Annotated in this window: 12 protein-coding genes and 1 pseudogene; 9 read left to right on the top strand and 4 right to left on the bottom strand. The window is 30.0% G+C overall.

Features of this window, described 5'->3' with window-relative positions:
• Window positions 1-219: pseudogene (locus tag CD121_RS04435) on the top strand (UTP--glucose-1-phosphate uridylyltransferase); the annotation flags it as partial.
• A gap of 49 nt (window positions 220-268) precedes the next feature.
• Here the strand turns inward: CD121_RS04435 and CD121_RS04430 are convergent.
• Window positions 269-2,125 (bottom strand): glycosyltransferase family 2 protein, encoded by a 1,857-nt coding sequence (locus tag CD121_RS04430; protein WP_126567514.1) that lies wholly within the window; start codon window positions 2,123-2,125, stop codon window positions 269-271.
• Window positions 2,126-2,311: 186 nt separating this feature from the next.
• Window positions 2,312-3,952: a phospho-sugar mutase gene (locus tag CD121_RS04425; protein WP_046467024.1), complete on the bottom strand. Its 1,641-nt coding sequence runs from the start codon at window positions 3,950-3,952 to the stop codon at window positions 2,312-2,314.
• Between the two features lie 304 nt (window positions 3,953-4,256).
• Between CD121_RS04425 and CD121_RS04420 the strand changes: the two genes are divergently transcribed.
• The 7 genes from CD121_RS04420 to CD121_RS04390 all read left to right on the top strand — a co-directional run bounded on the left by CD121_RS04420 (window position 4,257) and on the right by CD121_RS04390 (window position 13,148).
• The gene (locus CD121_RS04420) at window positions 4,257-5,747 is read left to right on the top strand and encodes a glycosyltransferase (RefSeq protein WP_029056110.1); all 1,491 of its coding nucleotides are present in this window, start codon (window positions 4,257-4,259) and stop codon (window positions 5,745-5,747) included.
• Window positions 5,748-5,893: 146 nt separating this feature from the next.
• Entirely contained in the window at window positions 5,894-6,286 is a 393-nt protein-coding gene (locus tag CD121_RS04415; protein ID WP_126567513.1) for a (deoxy)nucleoside triphosphate pyrophosphohydrolase, read from the top strand.
• A 2-nt stretch (window positions 6,287-6,288) separates the two neighbouring features.
• Entirely contained in the window at window positions 6,289-9,153 is a 2,865-nt protein-coding gene (locus CD121_RS04410; protein ID WP_126567512.1) for a DEAD/DEAH box helicase, read from the top strand.
• Between the two features lie 322 nt (window positions 9,154-9,475).
• On the top strand, window positions 9,476-10,411 hold the full coding sequence (locus tag CD121_RS04405; RefSeq protein WP_029056113.1) for an alpha/beta hydrolase family protein: 936 nt from the start codon (window positions 9,476-9,478) through the stop codon (window positions 10,409-10,411).
• 93 nt (window positions 10,412-10,504) lie between these two features.
• A complete protein-coding gene (locus tag CD121_RS04400; RefSeq protein ID WP_126567511.1) occupies window positions 10,505-11,362 on the top strand; it encodes a patatin-like phospholipase family protein in 858 nt (285 codons plus the stop codon).
• Window positions 11,363-11,618: 256 nt separating this feature from the next.
• Complete coding sequence (locus CD121_RS04395; RefSeq protein ID WP_119622597.1) at window positions 11,619-12,752, top strand: FAD-dependent oxidoreductase; 1,134 nt, start codon at window positions 11,619-11,621, stop codon at window positions 12,750-12,752.
• Window positions 12,753-12,956: 204 nt separating this feature from the next.
• Window positions 12,957-13,148 (top strand): hypothetical protein, encoded by a 192-nt coding sequence (locus tag CD121_RS04390; RefSeq protein WP_002450408.1) that lies wholly within the window; start codon window positions 12,957-12,959, stop codon window positions 13,146-13,148.
• A gap of 151 nt (window positions 13,149-13,299) precedes the next feature.
• On the opposite strand, the gene CD121_RS04385 is transcribed toward CD121_RS04390, so the two are convergent.
• Window positions 13,300-13,587, bottom strand: a complete 288-nt coding sequence (locus CD121_RS04385) for a DUF1413 domain-containing protein (protein ID WP_119622598.1) — start codon at window positions 13,585-13,587, stop codon at window positions 13,300-13,302.
• Window positions 13,588-13,779: 192 nt separating this feature from the next.
• Here CD121_RS04385 and CD121_RS04380 point away from each other — a divergent pair, with 192 nt between their 5' ends.
• A complete protein-coding gene (locus tag CD121_RS04380; protein WP_017636432.1) occupies window positions 13,780-14,475 on the top strand; it encodes an SDR family oxidoreductase in 696 nt (231 codons plus the stop codon).
• An 82-nt stretch (window positions 14,476-14,557) separates the two neighbouring features.
• Here CD121_RS04380 and CD121_RS04375 read toward each other — a convergent pair whose 3' ends face one another.
• Window positions 14,558-16,723 carry an RNA degradosome polyphosphate kinase gene (locus CD121_RS04375; RefSeq protein ID WP_017636431.1) on the bottom strand — a complete coding sequence of 722 codons (2,166 nt, stop codon included), beginning with the start codon at window positions 16,721-16,723 and terminating at the stop codon, window positions 14,558-14,560.
• Between the last annotated feature and the right edge of the window lie 18 nt (window positions 16,724-16,741).

Genomic DNA, 16,741 nt, shown 5'->3' with positions numbered 1-16,741 from the left:
CTTGAAACACAAGAAGAAGGCGCAGGAAATGAAATTCAATTAACTGACGCAATCGAACGTATGAACACAGAAAGCCAAGTGTACGCATATGACTTCGAAGGTGATCGATACGACGTTGGTGAAAAATTAGGATTCGTTAAAACAACGATTGAATATGCATTAAAAGATAAAGACATGAAAGATGATTTAAAAGCATTCATTAAACAATTAGACTTATAAAGCAAAAAGGCATCAATCACAATGTATAGTGATTGATGCTTTTTCAATATTATTTTAAAACTTTGATAAAACCTTGATTAGCAGTTAAATAATAACCATCTGTTGTTTTTAATCTAGGTGTTAACTTACTAGTAAATTCGATATCAATAATATCTATTTTTGTGCCTTTTTCTAAAGTCTTAACTGGATCTTTCTTAAAACCTACATCCTCATATAGCTTACATTTCTTAATTACTTCAACAGATTTCGGAGTGTTTGTAATATAGCCTTCAATACTATCAAGATTGATTGGTGTAACAAAATCTTGATTAGCAGTTATATAACTTCCATCCTCTGTAACCAATCTAGGAGTGCCTTTATCACTTTTATCCATATGGATAATACGAATACATTGGCCTTTATTAATATCACTTATTTCGTTTATAAAGTTTGCTTCTTCATACTTCTTAAACTTTTGCAATGCGACAACATGCTTTGGTGTATCAGTTAGATATTGTTTCATGTTTATGTCTTCATCTCCATCTTTGTATGAGTGAAATGCTAATGATAAGTTCTGACGTTTTAAATAATTATAATCGCTATAATGAGGTGGTGTAGCTTTTACTAAACACTTCTCAAAATCATTATAAGTGATTGAAATATTAAAGTCAGTATTTTTAAAGAAGATATCTTTATGTTTAATATAAAGTGATTGATTTGTCCACTCATATTTGACGGGTTTAATGTATCGTTCGTCGTGAATTTTAATTAGTTCGACGGAATTTATTTCTGTTTCTGCTAATTTAAAAATCTCAATTTCATCGTATAATTCATCTTTAATATAATATGTACCTCTAAATATAGGCACACAATCTAGTGCTAATTCAGGTAAATGTTTTAAATCTTCAGGATACATGTAGTACATAGTATTTTCTTTAATATACTTACTAACTTTTGCATCATTCAATAAAAAGTTGATTAATGATTCTAAAATATTTTTATTTTGTTGATAAGCGTCATAAATACGTTTGAATTTATCAGTAATAATTAAATCATTCATATTGTAACCTGCATTAGTAATTAAAGACTCTACTTTATCAAACTGCTTATAAAAGAATGATTTATCTTTTGATTTATTAAATGTCTTAGTTAATAAAAATCTAGAAATAAAATCAATTTCCACTATTCTACTTAAAATTTTAATCATAATTCCATTTTCTATATCCATCTTTAAGACATGCTCAAGTATATTTAAATTTAATTGTGATTTCTCTAGCATGTTAGTGTCATTAACTAGAGAGTCATTTAGTTCGTAACGGTTTACATGATATACAGGTTCAGTGGTCATTGATGCTGAATGGCATAAAGGTAAAGTTTCAAAAAAGAATAATTTATCTTCCCCATATTTCATATGTTTAAAGGTAATATGATGATCTAACAAAATAGAACGTTTGTAAATTTTACCTGGTGGTCCTACAGCACGAAATATTTTGAAAATATCACTTGGAACTAAATTATCATCCTGTTTATATGACGTAAAACGAGCAATTTTTTTAATGTTTTCATTAGTATGTTTATAACATTGACCAAATCCAATATCTGATTGATGACTGTTCACTTGTTCAACAAATTTAGGGAAACCTTCAGTATCTAACCAATCATCAGCATCTAAGAAAGTAACATAATCACCTTGTGCTTTTTTAATACCTAAATTTCTTGGAACCGCAGGACCACCAGAATTTTCATCTAGTTGGTACGTCTGAATAAAGTCATATTTTTCGTTATATTGTTTTAGTAATTCATATGATTTATCTGTGGATACATCATCTATGAATATTGCTTCAATAAGCGTTTTATCTATTTTTAAGTCTATCAAAGATTGAATACATGTTTCTAAATATGCTTCTTTATTATATACAGGTACAATAATTGAAATAAGCTTTTGAATAATACTCTCTCCCTAATTAGTGTTTTGAAATTGTTATTTTTATGACTGAATAATATATTTGAAAATCACTAAAAGTATAGCACTATCAATTAAAATATCAAAATATTAAATAATTAAATGTGCGGTATAATAAAAAGCTTCTCCATTGATTGGAGAAGCTTCTTATTATTTATCAAAAATAAATGAATTTATTTTGTTTGCAATATTATCAAAATCGTCATGTGTTAATGATACATACAATTTGATCTTAGGTTCAGTACCAGAAGGTCTTAATGCAATAAACCCTTCTTTGAAGTAAATTTTAAGTACATTTGCTTTAGGTAACGTAATAGAAGAGGTTTGATTTGTTTGGAAATCAACTTTTTCTCCTGTTTCATAATCTTCAATAGCAATGACATCTAATCCATTAATAGAACGTGGTGGGTTATTTCTATATGTTGTCATAATATCATCGATAATTGCTTTGCCTTTTGCACCTTCAAATGTATGAGAGAATAATTTGTTATTGTGGTGTCCTACTTGTTGGTAGATATCTTCCAACTCATCTTTTAACATACGTCCTTCATTTTTAAGTTCAGAAGCATATTTAATAATAAGCGGTACGATCTGAATCGCATCCTTATCTCTTACGAATGGACCAGCTAGGAAACCATAACTTTCTTCATAACCAAGTAAGTAATTTTGATCATCAGACATATTTCTAATTTCTTCAGCAATATATTTAAAGCCAGTTAACACTTCTTTGTATTCTACATTATGATAACGCGCTAATGACTTAGCTAGTTCACTACTTACAATAGATTGAATCATAATTCTATTGTTTAAGTGTGCTGTTTCATTAATACGATAATTTAATAATAGGGCACCAATTTGGTTACCATTAAAGTAATGAATATTACCGTCTGCATCACGCTCTGCTATACCTAAACGGTCAGCATCTGGATCAGTACTAATTAATAAATCAGCTTTAATTTGATTTGCAAGTTCAATGGATTGATCAAACGCTTTATGATCTTCTGGATTTGCACTTGCAACAGAACTGAAGTTAGGATCAGGTTTACATTGCGCTTCAACTAAATTAAATTGATTGAAATTTAACGTTGTCAAAATGTCAGGTACAACAGGTACGCTTGTTCCATGTAAACTTGTAAACACCACTTGTAAATTTGATTTAGGAATGTCACCGACTAATTCCTTAATGTGTTCAAAGTATGATGTTCTTACGTCAGTTGGGACTGTTAAAATGTTTGATTGTTGTTGTTCATTTAATTCAGGTAGTTCAATGTTAAGTGGATCACCTAAATCGTTAATATAATCACTTAGCTCGGCAGATGGTTCTGTAGACAGTTGTGCACCGTCTTCACCGTAAACTTTGATACCGTTATAGTCTTTAGGATTATGACTTGCAGTAATCATGACACCCGCATCTGCTTCTAAAAATCTAACAGCATAAGATAAATCAGGTGTTGTACGGTATGTATCAGATAAATAAACTTTGATATCATTACTAGCTAAAATCGTTGCGATAATTTGAGCGAATTCCGGTGACAAATGTCTTGTATCATAATGAATCACTGCTACTGGTGATGTGTGTTTGGATTGTAAAAACTTGGCTAAGCCTAAAGCGACTTTAGATACAGTAAATCGGTTTAAACGTCCTTCTCCAAGTCCTAATTTGCCTCTTATTCCAGCCGTACCAAAAGCAAGTGTTGTTTCAAAGCCTTCTTGTTGAGCTTCAGTTGATTGGTTCTCATAAAAGTCTTTAACTAAACTTTCATCAGCTACTTTAGTCCAATTATCTTTCATAATATAAAATTCCCCTTTAAAAAATAATCGCGTTACATCTAAATTAATTATTTTAAATCATTATCAAACGGGTATATTGAATACAGATGTACGCATGTAAGTTAATCTTATTATATAGTACATTTATTGTAAGTTACATTAAAAAGATATAAAAAATGATGAGAAAAATTCAAAGTTGAAATTTAAGTATTTATGACAATATTAAAAAATAAGTGTTTATCAATTATTTTTTAATATCAAAAGTCTATACTTTTTAAATATTGTCTCATATAATTAGCATATCAAATATAAATGGGGATTAAATATGATTAATACAATTACAAGCACATTGCCACCAGTCCATGGGGGAAGAACTAAAGCGTTATTAAAACGAATCAAGTTTTTAGATGAGGAAATGAATATCGTTAATAAGATATATACTACAAATTATAATGCTAATTATAAAGAAGTATATGATGAATTTTTAAAAAAAGGTTTTGTAACTAAAAATACAGAATACGAAAATTTATATGATTGGCTTTCAGATTTTAAATTATTATCTATACCAACGACAAAATTTAAGAAAAAACCAATTTATAAAGAAAAAGATAAAGAAATTGAAGGACTACAAAAGAAAGAATTTAAAGATGGTAATGTCGTTCGTTATTATGATGGAGATACGTACGTTCTTTATAGAAGATATTATGAAGGTACTAATATTGTAGAATTCGAAGATGTTATGTCTCCTGTATCTAAGAAAAGAATTGAACGTCATGAGTACAATGTGTATGGTCAACTTCATAAAATTAATTATTTCTCTAGTAAAACATACTTTAAAATATTAGAAGAATACTACGATACAGAAGGACAAATTTATTGTAAGAAATTTTATGATGCTAGTGTAGATAAACGTATCGATTTTATTCAAATATTTAAAGACAATAAATATTTACGCTCATTTAAAACTGAAAAAGATTTATTTGAGTATTATTTCAATCATCGTTTTAAAGATGGAGATATCATCTTTAATGATGCTAGAGTATTAGATAAACCAATGCTTAATCAAATACCTAAAACTAAAAATGTTCTTGTATTCCACAATAGTCATTTAGATGGAGAAAATGTAAAAGGCTCATACAAAACAGCGCTAGGTAATGCTGATAAAGTAGCTCAATATTTATTACTTACTCAAATGCAAAAAGATGATATTCAAAACTTGTATGATATCGATGATAATAAAATATCTGTTATTCCGCATTTTATTGAACCATATCCTGAGTCAGATCAAGTTGAAAAATTAGACCGATTTGTATTTATCGGTAGATTAGGTTTACAAAAACAAATTGACCACTTGATTAAAGCATATAAACAATTTCTATCTTATGGTCATGATACTGAATTAACAGTGTTTGGCCCAGATGAAGCCAATCAAAAAAAATTAATGCTAGACCTTATTAAAGAATATAACTTAGGCGATAAAGTAAAAGTATATAACTATACTAATAATCCATTGGATGAATTTAGAAAGTCTAAAGCTTCATTATTAACTAGTAAGTATGAGGGCTTTGGCTTAACAGTAATGGAAAGTATAGAAGTAGGCTGTCCAGTTATTTCATATGACGTTAGATATGGTCCAAGTGAAATTATTGATGATGGCGTTAATGGTTATTTAGTAGAACCAGATAATATTGAAGAATTTGCAAAATACATGGATAAAGTAGTTAGAGAACCACTAACACATGTTGCTACAAAAGCAACACTCAAACAAGAAAACGCCGCAGCCAACTTTAAAAAGTTGTTTGATAAAATTAAATAGAAAGATTTTGAATCCGGACAAGTGATGCTGTTCGGATTTTTACACTTCTGATTTCAATGAAATTTCTATATTTTTATTAGTTAACTTACTGCTTTTAAATTATTTGATAGAATGTATATATAAATTTGATAGAGAAGGTGAAATATATGAAAAAAGTGATAAATGTAGTTGGAGCAATTATATTTTCTGATAATAAAATTTTATGTGCTCAAAGAAGTGAAAAAATGAGCCTACCTTTAATGTGGGAATTTCCAGGTGGAAAAGTTGAAAAAAATGAATCAGAAGAAGAAGCCTTGATTAGAGAAATTCAAGAAGAAATGAAATGTGATATTTCTATTAATGAAAAATTGACAACTACAGAGTATGAATATGATTTTGGTAGAGTTAACTTAACAACCTTTAAGTGTCAATTAAACCAAGATGTTCCTACTTTAACTGAACATAAAGAAATAAAGTGGTTACCAATTAACCAGCTTAATTCATTAACATGGGCTCCAGCAGATATTCCAGCGGTTAAATTAATAATTGAAGGAGAATAGCTATGAATAGATTAATTGAAGATTTCACACAATCTTTACATAAAGGATTTATAGATAAAAATGTTTCGCACCAAGGAAATTTTACTCCCAAATTATTAATAAATAATAAAAATGAAAATGTTTTATCTACAATAGTTCAAGAGTTACAAAAGTGTATATCTTTTAGTATTTCAGTAGCATTCATTACTGAAAGTGGATTAGCTAGTTTAAAATCCATATTATATGATTTAAATCGTAAAGGAATAAAAGGGAGAATATTAACTTCCAATTATTTAGGATTTAATAGTCCTAAAATGTATAGTGAATTATTAAAATTAGAAAATGTGGAAGTACGTTTAACTGATGTAGAAGGGTTTCATGCAAAAGGGTATATTTTTGATCATGAAAATTACTCTTCTATGATCATTGGTAGTTCAAATCTAACCTCTAATGCATTAAAAATTAATTACGAACATAATATATTGTTATCAACTCATAGAAATGGTGAATTAGTACATAATATTAAGTCACAATTTAATGACCTATGGGATAAAAGTATATCCTTAACTCAGAAATGGATTGATGATTATAAAGAGACTTTTGAATACAAGTCAATAAAACAAATATTTGAATTACAAAATCAACAAAAAGTGTTGAATGATAAATATAAAAGCGTATTTAATATTCAGCCTAATAAAATGCAGAAAGAAGCATTAAGTTGTCTGGATTCACACAGAAAAGAAGGAAAAGATAGAAGTCTTATTATTTCGGCTACAGGAACAGGGAAAACAATATTGTGTGCATTAGATGTTAGAGCGTTTAACCCAGAAAAGGTTTTATTTATCGTACATAACGAAGGTATTTTAAATAGAGCCAGAGAAGAATTTCAAAAAGTAATGCCTCATATTGATGATAATGAATTTGGTTTACTTACTGGTAAACACAAAAACGTTAATGCAAAATATTTGTTTGCTACTATTCAAACTTTATCTAATAATGAAAATTTTAAAGCATTCTCAAAAGAACATTTTGATTATATTGTATTTGATGAGGCTCATAGATCTGCTGCTTCGAGCTACCAAAGAATATTCAACTATTTCACACCCAAGTTTATGTTAGGTATGACAGCTACACCAGAAAGATCTGATGATCTAAATATATATGAATTATTTGATTATAATGTAGCTTTTGAAATTAGATTACAAGAAGCATTGGAAAGTGAAATTTTATGTCCCTTTCACTATTTTGGTGTTACTGATTATTCAATTGGTGGAGAAATAAGTGAGGAAGTTGCAGATTTAAAGAATCTAACGTCAGATGAACGATTGCAAAATATTTTAGATAAAACTAACTATTATGGTTATTCTGGAGAAGAACTTAAAGGGTTAATTTTTGTAAGTCGAAGAGATGAAGCATATGAATTAGCGCAGAAATTAACGGATCATGGAATACCTTCTGTAGGATTAACAGGAAAAGATAAAATTGAATTAAGAAGTACCACAATTGAGCGTTTAAAAAATGGAGAAATTAGCTATATTATAACTGTAGACTTATTCAATGAAGGTATTGATATTCCTGAAGTTAATCAAGTCGTAATGTTAAGACCAACTGAATCAAGTATCATATTTATTCAACAATTAGGTAGAGGATTAAGGAAAAGTAACAATAAAGAATACGTTACAGTTATTGATTTTATTGGGAATTATAAAACGAATTATTTAATACCAGTCGCTCTATCAGGAGATCAGTCTCAAAATAAGGATAGTTATAAAAAGTTTTTAACTTCTAATAGTGAATTAAACGGTGTGTCTACAATAAATTTTGAAGAAATAGCTAAGAAAAAGATTTATGATTCTTTAGATGCAGTTAAATTAAATCAGCCTAAATTGATAAGAGAAGCCTATGAAACAGTTCAGAATAGAATTGGTAGACTACCTATGTTAATGGATTTTATTAGACAAAATTCAATTGATCCTAGTGTTATTTTTTCTAAATACAAAAATTATCATGAGTTTTTATTAAAAAATAAATACATAGAAGATAAAATCAATCTTAATGAATTTAAAAACTTAACTTTTTTATCAAGGCAACTAACTCCAGGTTTAAAGAAAGTGGATATTTTAGTATTAGAAGAAATATTGAAAGGCCCCATATTCATTAAAGAATTATTAGAGAAAATGAGAAAATTAAACGACGATATAATTGAAAAAGATGTAATAACATCCCTGAAAATTTTAGACTTCTCATTATTCAAATCAACAATTGGTGATACTTATGGTGAACCACTTATAAATATTGAAAATGACAAAATTCAATTAACAAAAGAATTTTCCAACTCATTAAATAATCCATTATTTTTAAAATATATTTTTGATTTAATAGAACTGTCTAAATATAATAATCGTCGATATCAAGATAGTGGAAATAGGATGATTATTTATAATAAATATTCCCGTGAAGATTTTGTTAAACTGCTTAATTGGGATAGTGATGAGTCGGGAACTATAAATGGCTATAAAATGAAACATCAAACTTTACCTATATTTATCACTTATGATAAACATGAAGACATAAGTGATAATACTAAATATGAAGATGAGTTTTTAAGCCAAGATGAGTTGAAATGGTACACAAGGTCACCAAGAAAAATCCAATCTCCAGAAGTACAAAATATACTCAATCATGTGGAAAATAATGTAACAATGTATATTTTTGTAAAGAAAAAAGACGATGATGGTAAGTACTTCTACTATCTTGGAACAGCTAATTATATTGAAGGGACAGAAGAGGAAGATATAATGCCTAACGGAAATTCAGTCGTAACGATGAAATTATCTATGTATCAACCAGTTAGAGATGATATTTATAGGTATATTACTTCTGATTAAATATAATGAACTTTGATTGGAATGTTAGAATTTTTAAATTTTGGTGCAGGAACAGCGGACTTCCTAAAAGTGCTTGCAAAATATATCGAAAATCCATACCTGCTTATTTTATAGATTGAAAAATAATATTGATATAGCTATATGTCTTGGTACATCTTAAAAGATGTTATCAAGGCATATTTTTATTAAATAAATACAAATTGGTCTATTACAGTCAATATATTTGAATTTCAGAGTGTCTCATTTTAAACTTGCTTAATAAATATACTTTTTATACTCAAAATCCACAAAATTTAACTAATAAAAAAGTGAGGCTTTTAAAATGAATCAACTCAATTTTAATATAAACGAAGCTATTCCTAGTATGACAATCAAACCGATTTCTTTACCAACGCCAACTGAACGTGGTGATGAATTACAAGTGAAAGTAAGTATGCCGTCTGAAGGTAACAATTTACCTATCATTTTATTTGCACATGGATTTGGATCTTCAATGCACGCATATGAACCTTTAACTGACTTTTGGGCATCGCATGGATTTGTTGTCATTCAACCTACATTTTTAGATTCAAGAACGATTGGCATGTCTCAAGATGATCCTAGACAATCAAACTTATGGCGTCAGCGAGTGGAAGATGTTAAAACAATTTTAGATCATTTGGGATATATTGAGACTCAAGTCCCAGGTTTGAGTGGACGATTAGACACGAGTAAGATTGCGACAGTTGGTCACTCATTCGGTGGTCAAACAGCAGGTAATTTATTAGGACTTCAAGTGATTGATCCGATAACTAAAGCGACAACAGATTATTCTGATGATAGAGTGAAAGGCGGAATTTTATTAGCAACTGCTGGAGAAGGTGGAGACAAGTTAACACAATTTGCGAAAGATAATTTTTCGTTTTTAAATCCAACCTTTGAACATATGACTAAACCAGCTTTAGTTGTAGTGGGAGATAAAGATCAAAATCCATTAACTAGTATAGGACCTGAATGGATGGAAGAACCGTATTATTTAAGTCCAGGTGAGAAAAGTTTATTAAAATTATATGAAGCGGAACATTCATTAGGTGGTATAGCAGGATATGAAGCCAAAGAAACGACTGACGAAAATCCTGAAAGAATTGACTTACTACAACATACAACATGGGCTTATTTAAGAAGTGTTTTAGATATCGAGCATGATAGTTGGAATATCGCTCAACAAATAATTACTAACAATACAGACCAAGCAGATATTCAATCTAAAAATGAATAACATAAATTATTAGCTATCATATTAGTCTTTTACTGGAAAAAGAACAACTATATCATAGATAATATGATTAAAAGAAAAAGAGGAGCATTAAACATGAATAATAAACAAAACATGAATCATGCCATTGTCCTAGGTGGCGGAGGGTCACTAGCAATTGGATGGCAATTAGGATACTTATCAGCACTTTCTAAAGAAGGTATTGATGTTCGTAATGCAGATTTAATTATAGGTACATCAGGTGGTGCTCAGGTAGCTACTGGTATTACGTCTAGTAAAAGTTGGGATGAAATATTTGAAGAACAAATTGCTCCGAAATCAAACGAAGAACCACCACAAAGTGATATGTCCCATATCTTCACGAGATATGCAGACATTGAAAAGAATTCATCAACACCAAAAGAGTGGATAAAAGGCTATAGTGAATATGCATTAGAGTATGACAAATTTGATGAAAATGAACATATTAATCGATTGAAAAATAGAATTAAACTTAACCAATGGCCTGAAAATTTGATGATTACGGCTGTTGATGCACAAGCGAAATCAAGAGCAGCATTTACTACAGAATCCAATGTAGATATTTATAGAGCGATGGCAGCAAGTGGATCACTTCCAGGTGTTTGGCCAACAACAACAGTTAATAATAGCAAACATTTTGATGGCGGTTGTCACTCAATGGAAAATGCAGATTTAGCAAAAGGAGCTAAAAAAGTCTTAATTTTATCAACAAATTTACCGATCAACACACCATATAAATTGGAAGATGCGATAAATGAATTAGAACAAAATGATGCTGAAGTTAAGCTTATTACCCCAAGTAAAGAAGTATTTGATAAATTAAATGAACTTGGTGGCAATACTGTAGATCCATCTATTAGACCAGATATGGCTAAATTAGGCGAAAAGCAAGGTAAATCAGATTCAGAAAGTATTAAAACTTTCTGGAACTAGTATCTAGTATTTAAAAGAATAAATCATAATCTATCGAGATGAAAATAGGTTAGAAAAGTGTAACGACACTTTCTCTAATTCAATTTTTTATCTCGATTTTTTAAATTTTTATAAAAACAAATTTTATACTTGCATATTACAAATAAAAGGAATAGAATGAGCAACATCAAATAAATAGTTAGATATCTAATTAAATGACAAATAATAACATTATAAGTTAATAACGCTATAAATAATAAGTTGAGGAGTGTTGAAGATGGAAAATGTAAAACGTATTGGAATTATTGGTGGTGGACCTGGAGGACTCATGCTTGGTCTATTATTACAACAGCAAGGTCATAAAGTTACTATTTTTGAAAAAGCAGATCCGAATGTGAATAGAGATCGTGGTGGTTCACTTGATATTCATGACGATAGTGGGCAACTTGCTTTAAAAGAAGCAAATATTTATGAACAGTTTAAACAATTAGCCCGATACGAAGGTGAAGACACTAAAGTTGTAGCTAAAGATGGAACGGTATTATTTGAAGAAGATGCAGAAGGCGAAGGTTCTCGACCTGAAATTGATCGTGGTGAGTTGTGTGATATTATTATGAACCAGTTAGAACCTTCATCCATTCAATATGGTTATACTTTTAATACATTAACTCAATTGGAAAATGACCAAGTTGAAGTTTCATTTAAAGAAGGAAATAAAGAAACATTTGATTTAGTTATAGGTGCTGATGGTGCATTTTCAAAAGTGCGTTCATTTATTTCAGATGTAGATGTTGAATATAATGATATTTCAATGGTCGAATTAAATGTGAATAATGTTAAAAACGACCATCCTGATTTAGCTCAATTCAATAAAAACGGTAAAATGATGGCATTAGGTGACAACAAAGCAATTCTAGGACAACTTAATGGAGATGGACGAATTAAAGTCTATATGTCTTATTTAATGGATGTAGATAAACTTGATGATTACAAAGCTTTATCAAAAGGAGAAATTAAACAGCAATTATTAAAAGACTTTGCGGACTGGTCACCAGAATTAAAAAAATATATCGAGTATGCCAGTGATGATATGCTACTTAGACGAATTTACAAATTACCAATCGGTTTTACTTGGGAAAGTAATGGCAACATCACTTTAATGGGCGATGCAGCGCATTTAATGAGTCCGTTTGCTGGTGAAGGCGTTAATATGGCATTGTACGATGCATATTTATTAGCGAGTGCCATTAAAACATCTCAAGACCTTAAATCAGCTATAGCTCAATATGAAGAAGAAATGTATGGTGTTTCTAAAGAAAGTGCACAAGAATCTCAAGATAATTTAGAAGTGATGTTCAGTGATACTGCCGCTGAACAAATGGCAGCATTTTTCAATTCAGTAATAGAATAAACAATAAACGTAGATATTGAATTGGAATTGTAATTTATTATTGATGTAATTCTAAAAATATGACTTATTTCATGAATTTAGACATTAATTTCACAGATTTTGAAAAGTGATAAATTTGTGAAAATAATCACAAAATGCTTTTATTTTCTGAAAAATGGTGTAGTATATGAATTGTAAGGAATAAGACATGTTGGAGTGATAAAAGTGAGAAAAGTAATTGAAGAACTTGTATTCTCTGATGTAAGCAGTTATGAAATTTATGTCAATACAGGTGTTAATCAAGGTATAATTGGTGACATCAAAGATGGCTATTTAACTATCGATTCAATCCCTTATATTGATGCAGAAAGATTATACTACTATGGCTTAGAACGTAAAACATTAGTAACAAACTAACAATAATTTTTGACTCCTAATCAAAAAGCAATTGATTGCCTTCGTTGGTGAGCAATTGAAGGCAAATACATTATTATACCCCCATATAATTCTGGAAAATGCTACAAAATAACCTGAGACCAATTTAAAGGTCCCAGGTTATTTTATCATATTATCTAGCATTACTTTTTTCTTCAACTTGTTTAAAGTTCTTCTTAATTCCATTATAAGCATAGACTTGATTGAACAATTTATTTTTAGCTTTATCTACACTTGAGTAAGGCATTCTTACGTCACTCATTTTAGATAATTCATGTTGGAATTGTTTTTCAGTTGATTTTCTCTCAGCAATTGACATTTCTAACCATTCTTCGTCACTAAATAATTCTTCGAAGCGAAATTCAAATGCAGTACGGTTATTTTGCTCTCTTAATTTTAATATGCGATCGTGAAAAGTCATCGTATCCCCCCTATAATTTGAAAACATGTATGATAGTTACATACTAACTTTATAACTTATATATGATTTTTACAAACAAGATTTTTTATAATCACAGGAGAAGATGTGATTTTGTTAAAAGAACAAAGGTTTAAACGTGTAACTTTGTAGGTAATTATAAAAATAGTGATTAATAAAAAGGAGTTTTAAAATATGAATGAATTAAACAATAAAGTAGCAGTTGTTACTGGTGCAGGTAGTGGCATTGGTGAAGCAATTGCAACAGCACTTGGTAATAATGGTGTTAAAGTCGTATTAGCAGGTAGAAATACGGATAAATTAAATGCTGTAGCGACTCAATTTGAACAAGGAAATGTCAAAGTTGTTGCGACAGATGTTACAGATAAAAGAGAAGTTCAACAATTGATTGACACAGCTAAAGATACATTTGGCAGACTAGATATTGTTGTTAATAGTGCGGGACAAATGAAATCGTCTAAAATTACTGATTATAATGTAGATGACTGGGATTCAATGATTGATGTAAATGTTAAAGGCACATTATATACAATTCAATCAGCATTACCTACATTGTTAGAGCAATCTAGTGGACATATTATTAATATCGCATCTATCTCTGGCTTTGAAGTGACGAAGGGGAGTGCAATTTATAGTGCGACAAAAGCCGCTGTGCATTCCATAACACAAGGTTTAGAAAAAGAACTAGCTAAGACTGGAGTTAAAGTGACAAGTATTTCTCCAGGTATGGTTGAAACACCATTAACTGAGCATTACGATTTCAATGGACGTAAAAAATTAGAAGCACAAAATATTGCAGATGCAGCGATTTATGCATTAACTCAACCTAGCCATGTCAACGTAAATGAAGTGACGGTTAGACCAGTATAAAATCATTTCAATAATTTGGATAAATAAAAAGAGTTTGTAGATTATCATTTGGATATATCTACAAACTCTTTAATTTTGTATATTAGCGTTTAAGCGTATCTCTTAGACGGCTCATCCAGTTACCGCCTCGTCTTGAACGTACAGGTTGACCTGTAGGATGTGTACTTTGTTTTTTTAATTCTTGTCCATGTTTAATTGCATTTTGCATTAAATAGACTTGAGAATTTAAAGGTGACAAATTATTTTCTATATAATGGTAATTGCCATGTTCATCTTGATAACGTCCTTTTTGGTTATCAGACAATTGTAAATTCATAAAGTCTAGTAAACGTGATGCAATGGTTTTATCTTCAACAGGGAAGAGTATTTCAACACGTTTAATCATGTTACGTGTCATTACATCCGCAGAAGATAAGTAGATACGTTCATCACCATTATTATGGAAATAATAAATACGTGAATGTTCAAGTAGTCTACCAACGATACTTACAACTTCTATGTTTTCACTGATTCCTGGAATACCCGGTTTTAAACAACAAATACCTCGTATAATTAATTGGATTTTAACTCCAGCTTGAGACGCTTCAAATAATTTCTCAATGATGGCTTTATCCGTTAATGAATTCATTTTCATCATGATTTTACCGTTACCATGTTCTAAATGGCTGCTAATTTCTTTATCAATTCTATCGATGAAAACATCTCGTATATCGAAAGGTGCGACAATTAATTTTTTATAATCTGGTTTAACTGAATAGCCGCTTAAATAATTAAAGAAGTTAATAGCATCTTCTGCGATATCATTATTTGTCGTAATAATACCCATATCTGTATATAGTTTAGCGGTTTTATCGTTATAGTTACCTGTTCCTAAATGGACAAATGAAGTCAATTCGTTACCGATTTTTTTAACTACGAGTGCGATTTTACTATGTGTTTTTAAATGGGTCATACCATAAATCACATGGCATCCTGCATCTTCAAGCATGCGCGCCCAATGGACATTGTTTTCTTCATCAAATCTTGCTTTTAGTTCTACTAATACCGTTACTTGTTTACCTTTTTCAGCAGCTTCTTTCAAACTTTTAATAATAGGTGAGTCTTTACTAACTCTATATAATGTTTGTTTGATTGCTATAGTACTAGGATCATCTGCTGCTTCTCTAATAAAGTCTACAATTGGTTCGAATGATTCGTAAGGATGATGGAAGAAGATATCTCGTTCTAATGCTAGTTGATACACGTTGTTATAACCTAAAGATCTAGGCACTTGTGGCGTGTATTTCTCATATGTTAAGTAATAAAGTTTATTAGATAAATGATCTACTAAACCAAATAAGAATGTTAAATCTAACGGACCGTCTACGAAATAGATGTCATTTTCCTCTACTTCTAATTGTTCCATAATCCAGCTAATATCTTCGCGTTCAGCAGTTCGTCCATCTACTTCCAATCTTACTGCAGCGCCACTACGACGTTCTTTTAAGAAACGTTCAATTTCAATAAGTAAGTCTTCTGCACCGTCTTCATGAATAGTTAAATCAGCATTTCTAGTTATTCTAAAGGTAAATGTATTTAAAACTTCATAACCAGAGAATAAGTAGTTAATGAAGTAAGTAACAACATCTTCAATCATTAAAACAAATTGCTTTGGACCTTCATTAAGTGTAATAAATCTAGGAATTAATGATGGAATTTGGACAATTGCTGAATTAATCGCATCTTCTGTATCTATATCTACGAAAATATTCAAACTTTTATTATTCAATTTTGGAAATGGGTGATAAGCATCAATACCTAAAGGCGTAAGAGTAGGTAGAATTCTTGTTTTAAATTCTTTTTCTAATTTTTCGCTTAGCATTTCTGATAAATCTTCAGGTTTCGCCATTTCAATATCATATTGACGTAATTCTTCAATCAACTCATTATAACGCTTATACTGAATTGCTACATAGTCAGTATTTTTAACTTTTATCGCGTTTAACTGCTCTTGAGGTGTCATTTGTGCTTTATTTTCAGGTTTGTCATATCCCATTTCAACTTGATCTTTAAGTCCAGCTACTCGAACCATAAAGAATTCATCTAAATTTGAACTGAAAATAGATACAAAATTTAATTTTTCAAGTAGAGGGTTGTTCTTGTCATAAGCTTCTTGTAAGACTCTGTAGTTAAAGTCTAACCAACTTAGTTCCCGGTTGTTATAGTATTGTGGTAAATTAATATCCTTTTCTCCCAATTGAGTTTGCATAACCTCAACACACCTCAT

It is taken from the genome of Staphylococcus pasteuri (genome assembly GCF_003970495.1).
Lineage (GTDB): Bacteria > Bacillota > Bacilli > Staphylococcales > Staphylococcaceae > Staphylococcus > Staphylococcus pasteuri.
This window is presented reverse-complemented; position numbering and strand designations above follow the sequence as displayed.

Bases quoted from the DNA above. Each gene is read 5' to 3' on its own strand.
- CD121_RS04420 (WP_029056110.1), top strand. From the start codon at position 4,257: ATGATTAATACAATTACAAGCACATTGCCACCAGTCCATGGGGGAAGA.
- CD121_RS04380 (WP_017636432.1), top strand. From the start codon at position 13,780: ATGAATGAATTAAACAATAAAGTAGCAGTTGTTACTGGTGCAGGTAGT.
- CD121_RS04415 (WP_126567513.1), top strand. From the start codon at position 5,894: ATGAAAAAAGTGATAAATGTAGTTGGAGCAATTATATTTTCTGATAAT.
- CD121_RS04410 (WP_126567512.1), top strand. From the start codon at position 6,289: ATGAATAGATTAATTGAAGATTTCACACAATCTTTACATAAAGGATTT.
- CD121_RS04375 (WP_017636431.1), bottom strand. From the start codon at position 16,723: ATGCAAACTCAATTGGGAGAAAAGGATATTAATTTACCACAATACTAT.
- CD121_RS04400 (WP_126567511.1), top strand. From the start codon at position 10,505: ATGAATAATAAACAAAACATGAATCATGCCATTGTCCTAGGTGGCGGA.
- CD121_RS04385 (WP_119622598.1), bottom strand. From the start codon at position 13,587: ATGACTTTTCACGATCGCATATTAAAATTAAGAGAGCAAAATAACCGT.
- CD121_RS04405 (WP_029056113.1), top strand. From the start codon at position 9,476: ATGAATCAACTCAATTTTAATATAAACGAAGCTATTCCTAGTATGACA.
- CD121_RS04395 (WP_119622597.1), top strand. From the start codon at position 11,619: ATGGAAAATGTAAAACGTATTGGAATTATTGGTGGTGGACCTGGAGGA.
- CD121_RS04425 (WP_046467024.1), bottom strand. From the start codon at position 3,952: ATGAAAGATAATTGGACTAAAGTAGCTGATGAAAGTTTAGTTAAAGAC.